The organism is Peterkaempfera bronchialis, assembly GCF_003258605.2.
Classification (GTDB): domain Bacteria; phylum Actinomycetota; class Actinomycetes; order Streptomycetales; family Streptomycetaceae; genus Peterkaempfera; species Peterkaempfera bronchialis.
The window spans coordinates 4,585,094-4,601,765 of record NZ_CP031264.1 but is presented as its reverse complement, the minus strand read 5'-3'; the positions used below and the strand labels follow the sequence as shown (position 1 = coordinate 4,601,765).

Annotated in this window: 13 protein-coding genes; 4 read left to right on the top strand and 9 right to left on the bottom strand. The window is 72.8% G+C overall.

The annotated features are described in order from the left end of the window. Positions 1-25: 25 nt before the first annotated feature. From C7M71_RS20575 to C7M71_RS20535, 9 genes are all read right to left on the bottom strand, one after another. Positions 26-610: a GNAT family N-acetyltransferase gene (locus C7M71_RS20575; RefSeq protein WP_111494215.1), complete on the bottom strand. Its 585-nt coding sequence runs from the start codon at positions 608-610 to the stop codon at positions 26-28. A 135-nt stretch (positions 611-745) separates the two neighbouring features. Beyond that, a complete protein-coding gene (locus C7M71_RS20570) occupies positions 746-2,134 on the bottom strand; it encodes an NtaA/DmoA family FMN-dependent monooxygenase (RefSeq protein ID WP_111494213.1) in 1,389 nt (462 codons plus the stop codon). Beyond that, on the bottom strand, positions 2,134-3,333 hold the full coding sequence (locus tag C7M71_RS20565; protein ID WP_111494211.1) for an LLM class flavin-dependent oxidoreductase: 1,200 nt from the start codon (positions 3,331-3,333) through the stop codon (positions 2,134-2,136). Before C7M71_RS20565 ends, C7M71_RS20570 begins: the two co-directional genes overlap by 1 nt. Before the next feature lie 8 nt (positions 3,334-3,341). Then, positions 3,342-4,331 carry an ABC transporter substrate-binding protein gene (locus C7M71_RS20560; RefSeq protein WP_111494209.1) on the bottom strand — a complete coding sequence of 330 codons (990 nt, stop codon included), beginning with the start codon at positions 4,329-4,331 and terminating at the stop codon, positions 3,342-3,344. A 78-nt stretch (positions 4,332-4,409) separates the two neighbouring features. Then, a complete protein-coding gene (locus C7M71_RS20555; protein WP_175607808.1) occupies positions 4,410-5,162 on the bottom strand; it encodes an amino acid ABC transporter ATP-binding protein in 753 nt (250 codons plus the stop codon). 8 nt (positions 5,163-5,170) lie between these two features. Then, the gene (locus C7M71_RS20550; protein WP_111494251.1) at positions 5,171-6,163 is read right to left on the bottom strand and encodes an amino acid ABC transporter permease; all 993 of its coding nucleotides are present in this window, start codon (positions 6,161-6,163) and stop codon (positions 5,171-5,173) included. Next, positions 6,160-7,149 (bottom strand): ABC transporter substrate-binding protein, encoded by a 990-nt coding sequence (locus tag C7M71_RS20545; protein WP_111494253.1) that lies wholly within the window; start codon positions 7,147-7,149, stop codon positions 6,160-6,162. The genes C7M71_RS20550 and C7M71_RS20545 overlap by 4 nt, the downstream gene beginning before the upstream one ends. Then, positions 7,146-7,676, bottom strand: a complete 531-nt coding sequence (locus C7M71_RS20540) for a GNAT family N-acetyltransferase (protein ID WP_111494255.1) — start codon at positions 7,674-7,676, stop codon at positions 7,146-7,148. Before C7M71_RS20540 ends, C7M71_RS20545 begins: the two co-directional genes overlap by 4 nt. Next, positions 7,673-8,830 carry an LLM class flavin-dependent oxidoreductase gene (locus C7M71_RS20535; RefSeq protein WP_111494257.1) on the bottom strand — a complete coding sequence of 386 codons (1,158 nt, stop codon included), beginning with the start codon at positions 8,828-8,830 and terminating at the stop codon, positions 7,673-7,675. The genes C7M71_RS20540 and C7M71_RS20535 overlap by 4 nt, the downstream gene beginning before the upstream one ends. Before the next feature lie 590 nt (positions 8,831-9,420). On the opposite strand from C7M71_RS20535, the gene C7M71_RS20530 reads away from it, so the two are divergent. The 4 genes from C7M71_RS20530 (at position 9,421) to C7M71_RS20515 (ending at position 16,622) form a co-directional block, all read left to right on the top strand. Continuing rightward, a complete protein-coding gene (locus C7M71_RS20530; protein ID WP_111494259.1) occupies positions 9,421-10,425 on the top strand; it encodes an amino acid ABC transporter permease in 1,005 nt (334 codons plus the stop codon). Further along, positions 10,422-12,371 (top strand): FAD/NAD(P)-binding protein, encoded by a 1,950-nt coding sequence (locus tag C7M71_RS20525; protein ID WP_114914460.1) that lies wholly within the window; start codon positions 10,422-10,424, stop codon positions 12,369-12,371. Before C7M71_RS20530 ends, C7M71_RS20525 begins: the two co-directional genes overlap by 4 nt. Before the next feature lie 141 nt (positions 12,372-12,512). Next, positions 12,513-14,816, top strand: coding sequence for an FdhF/YdeP family oxidoreductase (locus C7M71_RS20520; RefSeq protein ID WP_111493119.1), 2,304 nt, complete (start codon positions 12,513-12,515; stop codon positions 14,814-14,816). 168 nt (positions 14,817-14,984) lie between these two features. Continuing rightward, a complete protein-coding gene (locus tag C7M71_RS20515) occupies positions 14,985-16,622 on the top strand; it encodes a chitinase (RefSeq protein ID WP_111493118.1) in 1,638 nt (545 codons plus the stop codon). Positions 16,623-16,672 lie beyond the last annotated feature (50 nt).

The following is a 16,672-nucleotide window of genomic DNA, read 5'->3' as shown; positions in this document are numbered from 1 at the left end:
GCTCACCAAGGCCGGGCCCACCCGGTCACGGCGTGCGGGGCCGCCCGTGGTGGCGTTCCCACTCGGGCGCGAGGATGGACATCACCGTGGCGTCCACCCACTCCCCGTCCCAGCGCAGGGCGTCGCGCAGTACGCCCTCGGCGACAAAGCCGACCTTCTCGTAGGCGCGGCGGGCCCTGGGGTTGAAGGAGTAGACCTCCAGGGAGATGCGGTGCAGGCCGAGCTTCTCGAAGCCATAGCCGACGGTGAGCCGGACGGCCTCGGTGCCGAGGCCCCGGTTCTGGCCGGGCGGGCCGACCAGGATGCGGAAGTTGCAGGACTCGTCCTCCGGGCTCCACTCGTTGAGTACGGCCTCGCCCACACAGGCGCCGGACTCCCGGTCCACCACCGCGAGGTCGAGCCGGTCGTCCTGGTGGGGCCGGCTGGCGTACCACTGCACGGCCCGCGACTCGCTGACCTCCGCATGACTGCCGGTCAGCCGTCTGACCTCCGGGTCGGTCATCATCGGGAGCAGCGCGGCCACATCGCCCGCCGCCACCGGCCGCAGCACCACCTTCTCCCCCATGAGGGTGGGCTTGGTGAGGAAGTCGGGTTCCGGTCGGTCGGCCATCCGCACATTCTGCGGAGCCTGCCGCCGCCGCGCCACCGTATTCGCTGCCGCCCGCGTGTCCGCGCGTGAAGAACGTGAAGAACGTGAAGAACGTGAAGAAGGGGACGGAGCCGGGGAAGCGGCTCCGTCCCGTCCTCACGTCGGGCGGTCCTCCCGGGTGCGGTCTGAGTGCCGGTGCTGCTGCGCCGGTTCACGCGGGGTGGCCAGGCCGAGGTGGTCGCGGAGGGTACGGCCGGTGTACTCGGTGCGGAAGACGCCGCGTTCCTGGAGCAGCGGCACCACCCGGTCCACGAAGTCGTCCAGCCCGCCGGGGGTCAGATGGGGCACCAGGATGAAGCCGTCGGCGGCGTCGGTCTGGACGTACTCGTCGAGCTGCGCCGCCACGGTGGCCGGGGTGCCGATGAACGACTGGCGGCCGGTGACCTCGATGACCAACTCCCTGATGGAGAGGTTCTTCTCCTCGGCGACCGCCCGCCACCTGGCCGCCACCGCCGACGGGTCGCCGATCCGGACCCGCCCCTGGACCAGGGTGGACTCCGGGTCGGGGTCGATCGCGGGCAGCGGCCCGTCGGGGTCGTACCCGGAGAGGTCCACGCCCCAGACCTGCTCCAGGAAGGCGAGGGCGGTCTGCGGCCCGACCTGGGCGCGGCGGATCTCGGCGGCGCGCTCGGCGGCCTCCGCCTCGGTGTCGCCGAGGACAAAGGTCACCCCCGGCATGATCTTCAGCTCGTCGGGTTTGCGCCCGTATGCCGCCAGCCGCCGCTTGACGTCGGCGTGGAAGGCCCGCCCGGCCTCCAGGGTGCTGTGCCTGCTGAAGATCACATCGGCGGTGGCCGCGGCGAACTCCCGGCCGTCGTCGGAGTCGCCCGCCTGGATCAGCACCGGATGCACCTGCGGCGACCGCGGCAGGGTGGCCTCGGCGGTGAAGTCGAACTGCGGTCCGCTGTGGCGCACCTCCCGTACCGCGCCCGGCCGGACGAAGCGGCCCGGGTCGCCGGAGTCCAGCGCGTCCGGCTGCCAGGACTCCCAGAGGGCGCGGGCCGCCGTCACGAACTCCCCGGCCCGGCGGTAGCGGTCGGCCCGGTCGAGAAAGCCGCCCCGGCGGAAGTTCTCCCCGGTGAAGGCGTCGGAGGAGGTGACGATGTTCCAGGCGGCCCGGCCGCCGGAGAGGTGGTCCAGGGAGGCGAACCGGCGGGCCAGTTCATAGGGCTCATTGAAGGTGGCGTTGACGGTGGCGGCCAGCCCCAGCCGGTCGGTGACCGCCGCCAGCGCATTGAGCACGGTGATCGACTCGGGTCGGCCGACCACGTCCAGGTCGTGGATGCGGCCCTTGTGCTCCCGCAGCCGCAGCCCCTCGGCCAGGAAGATGAAGTCGAACTTTCCGCGTTCGGCGGTCTGCGCCAGATGCCGGAAGGAGGCGAAGTCGATCTGGCTGCGGGAGGCCGGGTCGGTCCACACGGTGGTGTTGTTGACGCCGGGGAAGTGCGCGGCCAGATGGATCTGCTTGGGCGGACGCGAGGTCATCAGGCCACCTCCGACGCGGCATGGGCACTGGCGTGGGGACCGGCCTGCGGACCGGCCTGCGGACCGGCGTAGCGGCTGGCGGGCCGGGTGAGGCCGAGGTGGTCGCGCAGGGTCCGCCCGCTGTACCCGGTGCGGAAGAGGCCACGGGCGCGCAGCAGCGGGACCAACTCGTCGGCCACGGCCGCGAGGTCGGTCGGCAGCACGGCCGGGAGCAGGTGGAAGCCGTCGGCGGCGCCCGCCCGGAGCCACTCGGCGAAGAGGTCGGCGAGGCCGTCCGGGGTGCCGGTGTAGGAGACGGTGCCGGGCTCGTCGTCCGGCGCCAGGGCGTCCAGCCGGGCGGCCCGGTCGCGGGCGGCGGCCGGGCTGCCGGCCAGGGTGACGGCGATCCGTACCTGCACGGTGACGGTGTCCGGGTCGCGCCCGGCGTCGGCGACGCGGCGGCGCAGCACCTCCCGGGCGGCGTGCGCGGTGGCCGGGTGGCGGGCGCTGAGCAGCACCACCTCGGCGTGTTCGGCGGCGAGTGCCCAGCGCTGGTCCACGTCGGCGGGGTCCAGTGCGACGGCGACGACCACCTGGCCCTGCGGCGACCGGGGGACGATGGACGGGCCGCGCACCGCGAAGTGCGGTCCCTCGAAGTCGATCGGGTGCAGCTTCTCCCGGTCGATGAAGCGGCCGGTGGTGGCGTCGCGGATCTCCGCGTCGTCCTCCCAGCTGTCCCAGAGCCGGGCGGCGACCTCGGCGGCGTCGGCAGCCTCCGCCCACAGGTCGCGTCCGGACGCCACCGGGCGGCGGCCGACGGCACGGGCCTCGGCGGCGGTGTCGGAGACCTCGACCAGCCAGCCGGCCCGGCCCTCGCTGACCCAGTCGAGGGTCTGCAAGGAGATCGCGGTGTGGAAGGGCTCGGTGTGGGTGGTGGTGACGGTGGGCACCAGGCCGAGTCGGCGGGTGGCGGGGGCGGTCCGGGTGAGGGTGGCCAGGGCGTCCAGCCGCCCGCGGATCCGGTCGTCCCGGTCGGCGGGCGGGGCGAGGGAGTCGCCGAGGGTGACGAAGTCCAGGGTGGCGCTCTCGGCGAGCCGGGCGAGGTCGGTCCAGTACCCGGCGGTGAAGAGGTCGGCGGGGCGGAGCCCGGCGGCCCGCCAGGCGGCGGGGTGCCTTCCGGCGCCGTCCAGGGCGGCGGAGAGGTGCAGTCGGTGCGGCATGGCGTCCTCTACTGGTTGGTCTTGGGCAGGCCGGGCGGGTTGATCTCGGAGGTGGTGACGGCTTCGCCGGAGAGGCCCCAGCGCTTGAGCACCTGGGCGTAGCTGCCGTTGTCGATCACCGTCTGGAGTGCCGCGTGGACCGGCTCGACCAGCCCGTTGTCCTTCCGCACGGTGGCGGCGATCTTGCCCTGTACGGAGGCGCCGCCACCCGAGAAGGTGCCGGCGATCTCGGTCTCGCCGGCGGCGGCCACGTGGTAGGCGATGCTCGGGTTGGGGCCGAGCCAGGCGTCGATGCGGCCGGAGTTCAGCGGCAGGTAGTAGTCGGTGGCCTTCGGGTAGTAGGTGATGTCCACCGGCTTGAGGCCGTTGTGTACGTCCTGCTCGCTCCACTCGACCAGCAGCTTCTCCTGGTTGGTGCCGGAGGAGACGCCGATGGTCCGGCCCGCGACATCCTTGGGCCCGCTGAACTTCAGCCCACTGCCCTTCCGGGTCTCGAAGGCGATGTTGTCCAGCCGGTAGGTGGCGAAGTCGTACTTCTCCTTGCGCTCCTCGGTGACGGTGATGTTGCTGAAGCCGATGTCGTACCGGCCGCTGTCCAGGCCGACGAAGATCTGCTCCCAGGTGCCGGTGTTCTCGTGCACCTTCAGGCCGAGGACGTCGGCGACCAGGTGGGCGATGTCGGTCTCGACGCCGATGACGGTCCGGTCGTCGGTGGCGTAGAAGTTGAGCGGCGGCGCGGAACCGGCCGAGTCGACCACCTCCAGGGTGCCTCTGCGGCGGATCGGCTCCGGGACGAGGGCGGCGATGGAGGCCACCTCGGGGGTGGAGACGCGGTGCTGCTCCGGGCCGAGGTTGATGGTGGTGCCGGCCACCTTGCGGGCCTTGGGCGCGACATCGGCCGAGGCGCCGCCGGCGGAGCTGCCGCAGGCGGCCGTCAGCAGGGCGGCGGCGAGGCCGAGCGAGGCGGCGGCGGTGGGGCGGGCGAGCGGTGCGGGCATGGCTGTACTCCTGATCGGCGGTCGGCGGGGGCTACGGGGGCTGCGGGGGCCGGAGGGATCGGCGGGGGCCGGAGGACTTCAGAGGACTTTGGAGAGGAAGGCGCGGGTCCGCTCGTGCCGGGGTTCGTCCAGTACGGCGGAGGGCGGGCCCTGCTCCACCACGACGCCGTCGTCCATGAAGACCACGGTGTCGGCGACCTCGCGGGCGAAGCCGATCTCATGGGTGACGACGATCATGGTGGTGCCGGAGCGGGCCAGGTCCTTGATCACGTCCAGTACCTCGCCGACCAGTTCGGGGTCGAGCGCGGAGGTGGGTTCGTCGAAGAGCAGCACCTTGGGTTCCAGGGCGAGGGCGCGGGCGATGGCCACCCGCTGCTGCTGGCCGCCGGAGAGCTGCCGGGGGTACGACGCCGCCCGGTCGGCGAGGCCCACCCGGGCGAGCAGCCGCTCGGCGGCGGCGACCGCCTCCCGGCGGGGGCGGCGCAGGGCGTGGACCGGGGCCTCGATCAGGTTCTCCAGCACGGTGAGGTGCGGAAAGAGGTTGAAGTTCTGGAAGACGTACCCGATGTGGGTGCGCTGCCGCAGGACCTCCCGCTCCTTCAGCTCATGGAGCCGGTTCCCCGACCGGCGGTAGCCGATCAGTTCGCCGTCGATGCTGATCCAGCCTCGGTTGACCTTCTCCAGGTGGTTGATGCTGCGCAGCAGGGTCGACTTCCCGGAGCCGGAGGGGCCGAGGATCACGGTGACCTCGCCGGTGCGGACCTGGAGGTCCACCCCGCGCAGCACCTCCAGCTGGCCGTAGCTCTTGTGGACGCCGCGTACGTCCACCATCACGTCGGTCATGGGGTCGCTCCAGGGGTGGAGGTGCTGGTGGCGGCAGTACGCAGGGCGCGGAGGGTGCGCCGGGCGCGCTCCAGCGGGGTGGGCGGCGGGGTGCGGTCGGCGCCCCGGGCGTAGTACCGCTCCACGTAGTACTGGGCGATCGAGAGCAGCGTGGTGAGCAGGATGTACCAGACGGTGGCGACCATCAGCAGCGGCACCACCCGCCCATTGCGGCCGTAGACCACCTGGACCTGGTAGAAGAGTTCGCCGATCGCCATCACCGAGACGATCGAGGTCCCCTTGAAGAGCGAGATCACCTCGTTGGCGGCGTTGGGCAGGATGGCCCGCATCGCCTGCGGCAGCACGATCCGGCGGATCTGCCGCAGCCGGGGGATGCCGAGGGCGGCGGCGGCCTCCAGCTGCCCGTGGTCGACGGAGAGGGCCCCGGCCCGGACGATCTCGGCGGCGTACGCGGCCTGGTGCAGCGCCAGCCCGATGACGGCCGCGCCCAGCGCGCCGACCAGGCCCATGGTGTCGAAGGACCACAGCACCGGCCCGAAGGGGATGCCGAGGCCGAGCCTCCGGTAGAGATACGACAGGTTGAACCAGAAGAGCAGTTGCACAATCAGCGGGATGGAGCGGAACGCCCAGATGTAGACCCAGGCGACCGTCTGGAGCACGGGGTTGCGCGACAGGCGCATAAAGGCCAGCAGCACGCCGAGGGCGAAGCCCAGCACCGTGCCGTAGACGGTGAGTTGGAGGGTCACCCCGACCGCCCTGAGCACGGTGTCGGCGGTGGCGAAGCGGCTGAAGGTGCCCCAGTCCCAGCCGGGGTTGGTGGCCAGGCCGTGCAGGAACTGGGCGACCACCACCAGTACGGCTGCGGCGGCCACCCAGCGCCAGGGGTGGCGGGCGGGCACCACGGTCAGCCCGGCGAGGTCCGCGTGGTCCGAAGCGCGTTCGGCCTGGTCGGGCAAGGCCGGTGCGGTGGAGACGCCTTGGCTGGTCATGGGTGCTCCGGCGGGTTGATCCGGGACTCGGTGATCGCGGAGTCGGTGGTGCCCCACTTGCGCAGGATGCGGGTGTACGTCCCGTCCTTGATCAACTGGTTGACGGCACCCTGGAAAGCCCTGGTCAGCGGCGACCCCTTGGCAAAGGCGAACCCCACGTCGAGCCGGTGGAACTCGCCCAGGAAGGTCACCTCGGCCTCAGGCTGCGCCGCCTGGTAGCGCAGCCCGTTGATGGTCGACATCAGCACGTCGAAGCGGCCCTGCTGGAGGCCGGTGAGGATGGCCGCCTGGTCGGAGAAGACCTTGACCTGGTAGGGCTTGCGACCGGCCTTGGCGCAGACGTCCTTCTTGGCGTCGAGGGTGGCTTCGAAGGTGGTGCCGGCGCCGGTGCCCACCGTCAGCCCGCAGAGCTGCACCAGGTCGGTGACCTTGCCGACCGAGGTGTTGCCGGTCCGCACCGCGAACCCCTGGCCGTCGTCGATATAGGTGACGAAGTCGATGCTCCGCAGCCGCTCGTCGGTGACCCCGAAGTTGCCGGTGCCCAGGTCGTACTTGCCGGAGCCGAGGGCGGGGAGGATCGCCTCGAAGGCCGCCTCCTGCCGCTCGATCCGCAGGCCGAGGACCTTGGCGACGGCATCGGTGAAGTCGATGTCCTGGCCGACCACCTTCTTCTGCGCGGCGTCCGCGTAGTAGGCGCTCGGCGGGCTGCTGCCGACCGAGCTGCCGACCCGCAGGACGCCGGACTTCCGTACCTCGGCCGGGAGCAGCGCGGCGATGGCGTCGACCTTGGGTATCCCGGAGACCAGGTCCTCGGAGGCGCTCGGCGCGGCCGGGGCGGCGGCGGTGGGCCCGTCGGAGCCGCACGCGGTGAGCGCCAGCAGCGGGACCAGCAGCGGGACCAGCGTGGCCAAGGCCGCCAGCCGGAGGCGGAGTCGAGGTCGGGGCCGGGGCCGGGGTCGGGGTCTGCGGGCAGGCGGCGCGTTCATCCGGTCGGGGCCTTTCCGGGCTGGTCGGGGTGGCTGTGGCCGAGGTGCTTCTCGAAGGGGAGCGGGCCGATGGTCTCCGGGTCGGCCGCCAGGTCGAACAGGGGCGTGTAGCCGGTGGCCAGGTAGAGGCCGCGCGCCTCGGGCTGGCGCGGCCCGGTGGTCAGGAAGACCCGGCGGTAGCCGCGCCGGGCGGCCTCCCGCTCCAGTTCGGCGACGACCCGCCGGGCCAGACCGCGCCGCCGGTGGGCGGAGTGCGTCCAGATCCGCTTCAGTTCGGCGGTACCGGGCTCGTGGTAGCGGCGGAAGGCCCCGCCCGCGACCGCCGCACCGTCCTCCAGGAGCAGCAGCAGCGCGCCGTACGGCGGGGCGAACTCGGCCGCCGGATAGCGCGTCAGCTCGCCCCGGGCACCGGCGCCGTAGCGGGACTGGTACTCGTGTGCCAGCTCGGTGAGCAGCGGTTCGACCCGGGGGTCGTCCACGCCGACCCGGACGACCAGCAGCCCGCCGGGCCGGGCGACGGAGGTCATGCGGAGACCGCCGCGCGCTGCGCGCGGGCCTCGGCGGCGTCACGCTTGGCGGCGTCGACCTTGGCGGCGTCGCGCTTGGCGACCTCCTCGCGGACGATCGGGATGACCTGGCGGCCGAAGTCGATCGCGTCGCCCAGCAGGTCGTAGCCACGGGCGGAGATGATCTCCACACCGAGGTCGTAGTAGTCCAGCAGCGCCTGGGCGACCGTCTCGGGGGTGCCGACCAGGGCGTTGGAGTTGCCCGAGCCGCCGGTGGCGGCGGCGGTGGAGGTCCACAGGGCCCGGTCGTAGCGTTCGCCGCGCTCGGCGATGGCGATCAGCCGCTGGGACCCGGTGTTCTCGGGCGGGGTGCCCGGGTTGCGGCGGGGGCGGACCAGGTCGCCCCCGGCCCTGCGGGCGTGGATGGCGTCCACCGTGCGATGGGCCTTCTCCCAGGCCAGCTCCTCGGTGGGCGCGATGATCGGCCGGAAGGCGACCTGGATGCGCGGCGGTTCTGCGCGGCCGGCCGCCGCCGCGGCGGCCTTCACCCGCTCGATCTGCTCGGCGGTCTCGGCCAGCGGCTCGCCCCAGAGGCAGTAGATGTCGGCCTCGGCTCCGCCTGCCGCGTACGCCGCCGGGGAGGAGCCGCCGAAGGAGACGCCCGGGCGCGGTTGCTGCACCGGGAAGACCTCGCTGACGAAGTCCTTGAACCGGTAGTGCTCGCCCTCGTGGTCGAAGGGCTCATGGCTGGTCCAGATCCGCTTGACGATGCCGATGTACTCGCGGGTGCGGGCGTAGCGCTCGTCCTTGGTGAGGAAGTCGCCCTCGCGGCCCTGCTCGTGGTCGTTGCCGCCGGTGATGAAGTGGACGGTGAGCCGCCCGTCGGAGATCCGGTCCAGGGTGGCGAAGGTCTTGGCGGCGTAGGTCGGGGCGGAGACATTGGGCCGGTGGGCCAGCAGCAGGTGCAGCCGGTCCAGCCGGGCGGCGACAAAGGCGGCGGCGGGCGCCGGGTCGGGTGAGCCGGAGCCGTAGGCGAAGAGCACGCGGTCCCAGCCGTGGTCCTCGTGGGCGCGGGCGAGTCTGAGCGTGTACTCCTTGTCGAAGGCGGCGCCGGAGCGGGGGCTGGTCTCCGATCCGTCGTTGGTGGCGGCGATACCCAGGAACTCCACGGGCATGGGGGGCCTCTCGGATGGGGTGCGGGCCGGCTGCGGGTACGCCGAAGCGGGCCTCGGCGCGGGGCATGGCGGCAGGCATGGCGGCAGGCGTGGCGGTACGGGGGCGTACGGGGGCGTGCAGGGATGCGTGGGCGCTGAGGTGATGGCACGTCAGGTACAGGCGGGGGGTGCGACGGCAGCGTGCGCCTCGGAGCCGTACCGGGCCAACGTCAGCAGGCGGGGGGTACGGCGGGGGACTCGGCCCGCGACGGGGTCACCGAGGGAGGGAGAAGGGGCCGGTCAGACGGCCCGCTGCCGAGTCAGGCGCGACACGCGGCGGACCACACTCGACCGAAGTCGATGTGGTCGCGGGTGACCAGGCGCTGCTCGGAATTCACCCCATCAGTTGAGCAGTGGACCCTTCGGTTCGTCAACCGCCGTCCGCCCGGTGGCCTTCCCTTGACACCCGTGCGACCACCGTGCGTACGATCGACGCGGACCGGTGGCGACCGGTCCGGCCGCGTTGAGGGACGCGGCGCGCGTGATGGCACCACCGCCCCGTGGCAGGGGCGCGCTCATCCGCCCGCGCATCCCTCCCCGGAGAGCCCTCGATGGCCACGTCGCCCGAAGTCGTATCCGCCGCTCCAGCGGCAGCCCCCACGGCCCCCACCGCCCCCACCGCCACCACCGCCGCCACGGCTCTGACGGCACCCAAGCAGCCGCCGGAGCCCGAACCCCGCATCGTCCCCCGCCGCCACCCCGGCCGGCTGCTCGCCGCAGCCGCCGCGCTGCTGGTGCTCGCCATGGTGCTGCACTCGGTGGTGCGCAACCAGGCGTTCCAGTGGGACGTGGTGGGCCGCTACTTCACCACCACCGCCGTACTCGACGGCCTGCTGCTCACCCTCTGGCTGACCGCCGCCGTGATGGTGCTGGGCTTTCTGCTGGGCACCCTGCTCGCGGTGGCCCGGCTCTCCGCCAACCCGGTGCTGCGCACGCTCGGCTGGGGCTATGTGTGGATCTTCCGCTCCACGCCGATCCTGGTGCAGCTGCTCTTCTGGTTCAACATCGGGGCGCTCTACCCGACGCTGGGCTTCGGCATCCCCTTCGGCCCGGAGCTGGTCTCCTTCCGGACCGTCAATCTGCTGGGCGCCACCGCCACCGCCGTCATCGGCCTCACCCTGCACGAGGCCGCCTACGCAGCCGAGGTGGTCCGCGGCGGCATCCTCTCGGTGGAGCACGGCCAGGTGGAGGCGGCGCAGGCGCTGGGCCTCTCCCGCTCACGGGTGCTGCGCCGGATCGTCGTCCCGCAGGCCATGCGGTCCATCGTGCCGACAGCGGGCAACATGCTGATCGGCACCCTCAAGGGGACCAGCATCGTCAGCGTGCTGGCCGTGCAGGACCTGCTCTACTCGGTGCAGCTGGTCTACAACCGCACCTATCAGGTGATCCCCCTGCTGATGGTGGCCACCCTCTGGTACATCGCCGTCACCACCGTGCTCTCCGTGGGCCAGTACCACCTGGAGCGCCGCTACGCCCGAGGCTCCGGCCACGGCCTGCCGCCCACCCCCTGGCAGCGGCTCCGCGACCGGCTGCGGACGCTCGGCGGTGCGCGGTGAGCCCGCTGCCGGAGGCGACCCTGGTGGTGGTCGGCGCCGGGCCGCGCGGCACCGGGCTGCTGGAGCGGATCGCCGCCAACGCCCCCGAGCTGCTGCCCGACCGGCCGCTCCGCATCCACCTGGTGGACCCGCACCCGCCCGGCGGCGGCCGGATCTGGCGCCACGACCAGTCGCCGCTGCTGCGGATGAACTCCATGGCCGAGGACGTCACCATGTTCACCGACGAGCGCTCCACGCTGACCGGCCCGGTGCGGCCCGGCCCGTCGCTGGCCGAGTGGGCCGCCGACCCGGCCGCGCACCCCCCGTACGCGCCGCCGGCCGACCCGGCCGTCGCCGCCGAACTGCGCAACCTGGCACCGACCGACTTCCCCACCCGCCGGGCCCAGAGCGCCTACCTGGACTGGGCCTTCCGCCGCGCGGTCGCCGACCTGCCGCCGAACGTCACGGTCACCGTGCACCGCCACACCGCGACCGCCGTCACCGGCCCGGCCGACGGCCCGCAGCGGGTCCGCCTCGCCTCCGGCGCCGAACTCACCGCCGACCAGGTGGCGCTCACCCTCGGCCACCTGGGCTCCGCCCCCGACCGGCCGCACCGGGAGCTGGCCGACTTCGCCGAACGGCACGGCGGCTTCTACCTGCCCCCGGAGTTCTCCGCCGACGCCGACCTCACCCCCGTACGGCCCGGCGAGCACCTGGTGCTGCGCGGCTTCGGACTGGCCTTCATCGACCTGATGGTGCTGCTCACCGAGGGGCGCGGCGGACGCTACCGCACCGGCCCCGACGGCACCCTCGCCTATCTGCCCTCCGGCCGGGAGCCGGTGATCCATGTCGGCTCGCGGCGGGGCGTCCCGTACCACTCCAAGACCGGCTACCGCCTCCAGGGGCCGCCCGCCCCGCTCCCCCGCTACTTCGACGCCACCGCCGTGGACACCCTGCTGACCGGCGACGGACCGCTGGACCTGCGGCGCGACCTGTGGCCGCTGATGGCCAAGGAGATCGGCTTCGGCCACTACCACGAGCTGTTCCACGCCCACCCCGAGCGCACCGCGCTGCCCTGGGCGGACTTCCTCGCCGCCTACGACCGGCTCGGCTGGTACTCCCCCGAGTTGGCGGCGCTGCTGGCGGCGGCCGTACCCGACCCGGCCGACCGGCTGGACTTCGAGGCGCTGGACCACCCCCTGGACGGCCTGGCCTTCACCACCCCCGACGCCCTCCAGCAGCAGCTGCGCACCTACATCGCCGCCGATGCCGACCGCCGCGCCGACCCCGCGTACAGCGCCGACCTGGGCGCCTTCCATGCCCTGCTCTCCCTCTTCCAGCAACTGCCCCGGGTCCTGGCCTCCGGCCGGCTCACCGCCCGCTCGATCGCCGAGGACCTGGACGGCTGGTGGTTCGGCTTCTTCAGCTTCCTGGCCTCCGGGCCGCCCGGCTTCCGGCTGCGGGAACTGCTCGCCCTCTCCCGGGCGGGTGTGGTCCGCTTCCTCGGGGCCGGGATCAGGGTGGCGGCCGACGAGGCCGCCGGGGTGTTCCGGGTCACCAGCCGCTCCCTGCCCGGGCACGTGGTTTCCGCCACCGCGCTGATCGAGGCATATCTGCCCCGGCACGCCCTGGAGCGAACGCGCGACCCGCTGCTGCACGGGCTGTACCGGTCCGGCGCGCTGGTCGAGGAGGTGATCGCGGACGCCACCCGCACCCACCGCTCCGGGCTGCTCACCATCACCCCGGCCGACGGCCGCATCCACGACCCCACCACCGGGGGTCCGCACCCGCGCCGCATCGCGCTGGGTGCCCACACCAACGGCCGCGCCGTCGCGGCCTTCGCCCGGCCCCGCACCAACTCCCCGGGCTTCCGGCAGAACGACTCCGCCGCCCGCGCCCTGCTCCGCGCCCTCGCCGAACCCCACCCCACCACCCCACCCCCACCCGCCCTGGCCACCCACCACTGACCCCCGCCCATCGGGCCAACCCCCGCCGGGCGGCGGCCGGGTCGCGGCCGGGCACTGACCCCGGGCGGGGTGGGTGCGAGGATGGGCGGGCCAGGTGCGGCGAGGTGGTTCGCGCCGGCGGGCGAGCGGAGGTGGGCGAGGATGGCCAGGCGGGCTCCCGAGGACGACCCGGCGCAGGACGCACCGGAGGTGCACCCCCCGCACCACGCGGCAGCCGGAGTCCCAGCCGTCCTGCACTCGCTGCGGATGGCCGGTGCCCAGATGGGCCCCCGCCGCACGCTGTCCACCCTGCTCAAGGTCAACCAGCAGAACGGCTTCGACTGCCCCGGCTGCGCCTGGCCGGACCCGGACCACCCGCACACCGCCGAGTTCTGCGAGAACGGCGCCAAGGCGGTGGCCGAGGAGGCGACCGAGCGCCGGATCGGCCGGGAGTTCTTCGCCGCGCACCCGGTGGCGGACCTGGCCGAGCGGTCCGGCTACTGGCTGGGCCAGCAGGGCCGCCTGACCGAGCCGATGCTGCTGGACCAGGAGACCGACCGGTATGTACCGGTGAGCTGGGAGCGGGCCTTCGACATCGTCGCGGAGGAGCTCGCCGCCCTCGGGTCGCCCGATGAGGCCGCCTTCTACACCTCCGGCCGGACCGGCAACGAGGCAGCCTTCCTCTACCAGCTCTTCGCCCGCCAACTGGGCACCAACAACCTGCCCGACTGCTCCAACATGTGCCATGAGTCGTCCGGCTCGGCGCTGGTGGAGACGCTGGGCGTGGGCAAGGGGAGCGTCAGCCTCAAGGACCTCCACCAGGCCGACCTGATCATCGTCGCCGGGCAGAACCCGGGCACCAACCACCCCCGGATGCTCTCCGCCCTGGAGCGGGCCAAGCGGGCCGGGGCGCGGATCGTCAGCGTCAACCCGCTGCCGGAGGCCGGGCTGGAGCGGTTCAAGAACCCGCAGACCCCGCGCGGGCTGGTCGGCGGCGGCACCCGGCTGACCGACCTCTTCCTCCAGATCAGGCTCGGCGGCGACCTGGCACTCTTCCGAGCGCTCAACCTGCTGCTGCTGGAGGCGGAGGAGAAGGAGCCGGGCGCCGTACTGGACCGCGACTTCATCGACCGGCACTGCCACGGCTTCGACGACTGGGCGGCCGACGCCCGCACCGCCACCTCCTGGGACGCGGTGCTGGCCGCGACCGGCCTGCCGGAGCAGCAGATCCGCGAGCTGGCGGAGCTGGTGCTGGGCTCCCGCAAGGTGATCGTCTGCTGGGCGATGGGCCTCACCCAGCACAAGCACTCGGTGCCCACCATCCGCGAGGTGGTGAACTTCCTGCTGCTGCGCGGCAATGTGGGCCGCCCCGGCGCCGGGGTCTGCCCGGTGCGCGGGCACAGCAACGTCCAGGGCGACCGCACCATGGGCATCTTCGAGCGGCCCGCCGAAACGTTTCTGGATGCGCTGGGCAGGGAGTTCCGCTTTGCGCCGCCGCGCCACCACGGGTACGACACGGTGGACACCATCCGCGCCATGCGGGACGGCCGGGTGAAGGTCTTCTTCGCCATGGGCGGCAACTTCGTGGCGGCCAGCCCGGACACCCTCGCCACCGAGGCGGCGATGCGCCGCTGCCGGCTCACCGTGCATGTCTCCACCAAGCTCAACCGCTCGCACGCGGTCACCGGCGCCCGCGCCCTGATCCTGCCCACCCTGGGCCGCACCGACCTGGACCGCACCTCCAAGGGGAAGCAGTTCGTCACCGTGGAGGACTCCATGGGCATGGTGCACGCCTCGCGCGGCGGACTGCGGCCACCGTCCCCGCAGCTGCTCTCCGAGGTGGCGATCGTCTGCCGGCTGGCCCGGCGGGTGCTGGGCCCGGAGAACCCGGTGCCCTGGGAGGACTTCGCCGAGTCGTATGACCTGATTCGCGACCGGATAGCCCGGGTGGTGCCCGGCTTCGAGGACTTCAACACCCGGGTGCGCGCCCCCGGCGGGTTCGCCCTGCCGCACGCCCCGCGTGACAGCCGCAGCTTCCCCACCGCCACCGGGAAGGCCAACTTCACGGTCAACCCGCACACCGCCCCCGAGGTCCCGCCGGGTCGGCTGCTGCTCCAGACCCTGCGCTCGCACGACCAGTACAACACCACCGTCTACGGCCTGGACGACCGCTACCGGGGGATCAAGGACGGCCGCCGGGTGGTGCTGGTCAACCCCGACGACGCCCGCGAACTGGGCCTGGCCGACGGCGCCTACACCGACCTGGTCGGCGAGTGGAGCGACGGCGTGCCGCGCCGCGCCCCGCACTTCCGCGTCGTCCACTACCCCACGGCGCGCGGCTGCGCGGCAGCGTACTACCCGGAGACCAACGTCCTGGTGCCGCTGGACTCCACCGCCGACACCAGCAACACGCCCACCTCCAAGTCGGTCGTCATCCGCTTCGAGCCGGACAGCGGCACTGCCTGACGGTCACTCAGTTCCCTTGAGCCGCCGGGGCCATGGCGCGGCCCCGGCGGAAGATCGCTGCGCATTCCATTGACAGTGCTGGTCCCTACCTAGTTCAGTGGTCTAGTCCTTTCCGGGACACTCCCCGACACCCCCCTCACGCCCGTGTCGATCCAGGAGCACCGCCTGATGCGCAGACCACGCCCCCGACCCCGCCCGCTCGTCGCAGCCGCTACCGCGCTGGCCACCGCCGCCGCGGCGGCGGTCGCCGCCACCATCGGCCTCGCACCCGCCGCCCACGCGGGCGAGTTCCTGACCAACGGCGGCTTCGAGAGCGGCACCCTCTCCGGCTGGAACTGCTCCGGCGGCAGTGTCGTCACCGGGCATGCCCACAGCGGCACTTACGCGCTGGCCGGCGCGGCCACGGTGAGCGACACCGCCCAGTGCAGCCAGACGGTGACGGTGGCGCCGAACACCACCTACACGCTGTCGTCATATGTCAACGGGGCCTATGTCTACCTGGGGGTGGACGGCGGGACCAGCACCTGGACGCCGTCCACCGGCGGGTCGTACAGCAGGCTCTCGGTCTCCTTCACCACCGGCGCGAGCCAGACCAGCGCCACGGTCTATCTGCACGGCTGGTACGGGCAGGGCACCTACTACGCCGACGACGTCTCCCTGGACGGACCCGGGGCGCCCACCCAGCCCCCGACCAGCCGTCCGCCCACCAGCCAGCCCCCCACCACGCCGCCGCCGACCACGCCGCCGCCCACCAGCCAGCCGCCGACCACCCCGCCGCCCGCCAACGGGCTGCCCACCCACGCCCTGGTCGGCTATCTGCACGCCAGCTTCGCCAACGGCTCCGGCTACACCCGCATGGCCGACGTCCCCGACAGCTGGGACGTCATCGACCTGGCCTTCGGCGAGCCGACCTCGGCCACCTCCGGGGACATCCGGTTCAACCGCTGCTCGGCCTCCGAGTGCCCCTCCGTGGAGTCCGACGCCGACTTCAAGGCGGCCATCCAGGCCAAGCGGGCCAAGGGCAAGAAGGTGCTGATCTCGATCGGCGGCGCCAACGGCCAGGTGCAGCTCACCACCACCGCCGCCCGGGACGCCTTTGTCTCCTCGGTCTCGGCGATCATCGACAAGTGGGGCCTGGACGGGGTCGACATCGACTTCGAGGGCCACTCGCTCTCCCTCAACACCGGTGACACCGACTTCAAGAACCCGACCACGCCGGTGATCGTCAATCTGATCTCGGCGCTGAAGACCCTCAAGGCCAAGTACGGCTCCGGCTTTGTGCTGACCATGGCCCCGGAGACCTTCTTCGTCCAACTCGGCTACCAGTACTACGGCTCGGGCCCCTGGGGCGGCCAGGACCCGAGGGCCGGTGCCTATCTGCCGGTGATCTACGCACTGCGCGGCGACCTGACCCTGCTGCACGTCCAGGACTACAACTCCGGCTCGATCATGGGCCTGGACAACCAGTACCACTCCATGGGCGGCGCCGACTTCCACATCGCCATGACCGACATGCTGCTCTCCGGCTTCCCGGTCGCCGGGAACACCGCCAACCGCTTCCCGGCCCTCGCCCCCTCCCAGGTGGCGATCGGCATGCCGGCCAACCAGAACGCCGGCAACGGCTATGTCGCCCCCGCCGAGGTGAACAAGGCGCTGAGCTGCCTCACCAAGGGCGCCAGCTGCGGCTCGTACACCCTGCGCGGCGGCACCCACCAGGACCTGCGCGGCCTGATGACCTGGTCGGTGAACTGGGACCGCTTCTCCGGCTGGGAGTTCTCCAAGAACTTCCACAGCTACTTCGGATAACAGCTACTTCGGACAGCACGACGGCGCCCCGGCCCCCGCATACGGCGGGC

Bases quoted from the DNA above. Each gene is read 5' to 3' on its own strand.
- C7M71_RS20575 (WP_111494215.1), bottom strand. From the start codon at position 610: ATGGCCGACCGACCGGAACCCGACTTCCTCACCAAGCCCACCCTCATG.
- C7M71_RS20570 (WP_111494213.1), bottom strand. From the start codon at position 2,134: ATGACCTCGCGTCCGCCCAAGCAGATCCATCTGGCCGCGCACTTCCCC.
- C7M71_RS20565 (WP_111494211.1), bottom strand. From the start codon at position 3,333: ATGCCGCACCGACTGCACCTCTCCGCCGCCCTGGACGGCGCCGGAAGG.
- C7M71_RS20560 (WP_111494209.1), bottom strand. From the start codon at position 4,331: ATGCCCGCACCGCTCGCCCGCCCCACCGCCGCCGCCTCGCTCGGCCTC.
- C7M71_RS20555 (WP_175607808.1), bottom strand. From the start codon at position 5,162: ATGGTGGACGTACGCGGCGTCCACAAGAGCTACGGCCAGCTGGAGGTG.
- C7M71_RS20550 (WP_111494251.1), bottom strand. From the start codon at position 6,163: ATGACCAGCCAAGGCGTCTCCACCGCACCGGCCTTGCCCGACCAGGCC.
- C7M71_RS20545 (WP_111494253.1), bottom strand. From the start codon at position 7,149: ATGAACGCGCCGCCTGCCCGCAGACCCCGACCCCGGCCCCGGCCCCGA.
- C7M71_RS20540 (WP_111494255.1), bottom strand. From the start codon at position 7,676: ATGACCTCCGTCGCCCGGCCCGGCGGGCTGCTGGTCGTCCGGGTCGGC.
- C7M71_RS20535 (WP_111494257.1), bottom strand. From the start codon at position 8,830: ATGCCCGTGGAGTTCCTGGGTATCGCCGCCACCAACGACGGATCGGAG.
- C7M71_RS20530 (WP_111494259.1), top strand. From the start codon at position 9,421: ATGGCCACGTCGCCCGAAGTCGTATCCGCCGCTCCAGCGGCAGCCCCC.
- C7M71_RS20520 (WP_111493119.1), top strand. From the start codon at position 12,513: ATGGCCAGGCGGGCTCCCGAGGACGACCCGGCGCAGGACGCACCGGAG.
- C7M71_RS20515 (WP_111493118.1), top strand. From the start codon at position 14,985: ATGCGCAGACCACGCCCCCGACCCCGCCCGCTCGTCGCAGCCGCTACC.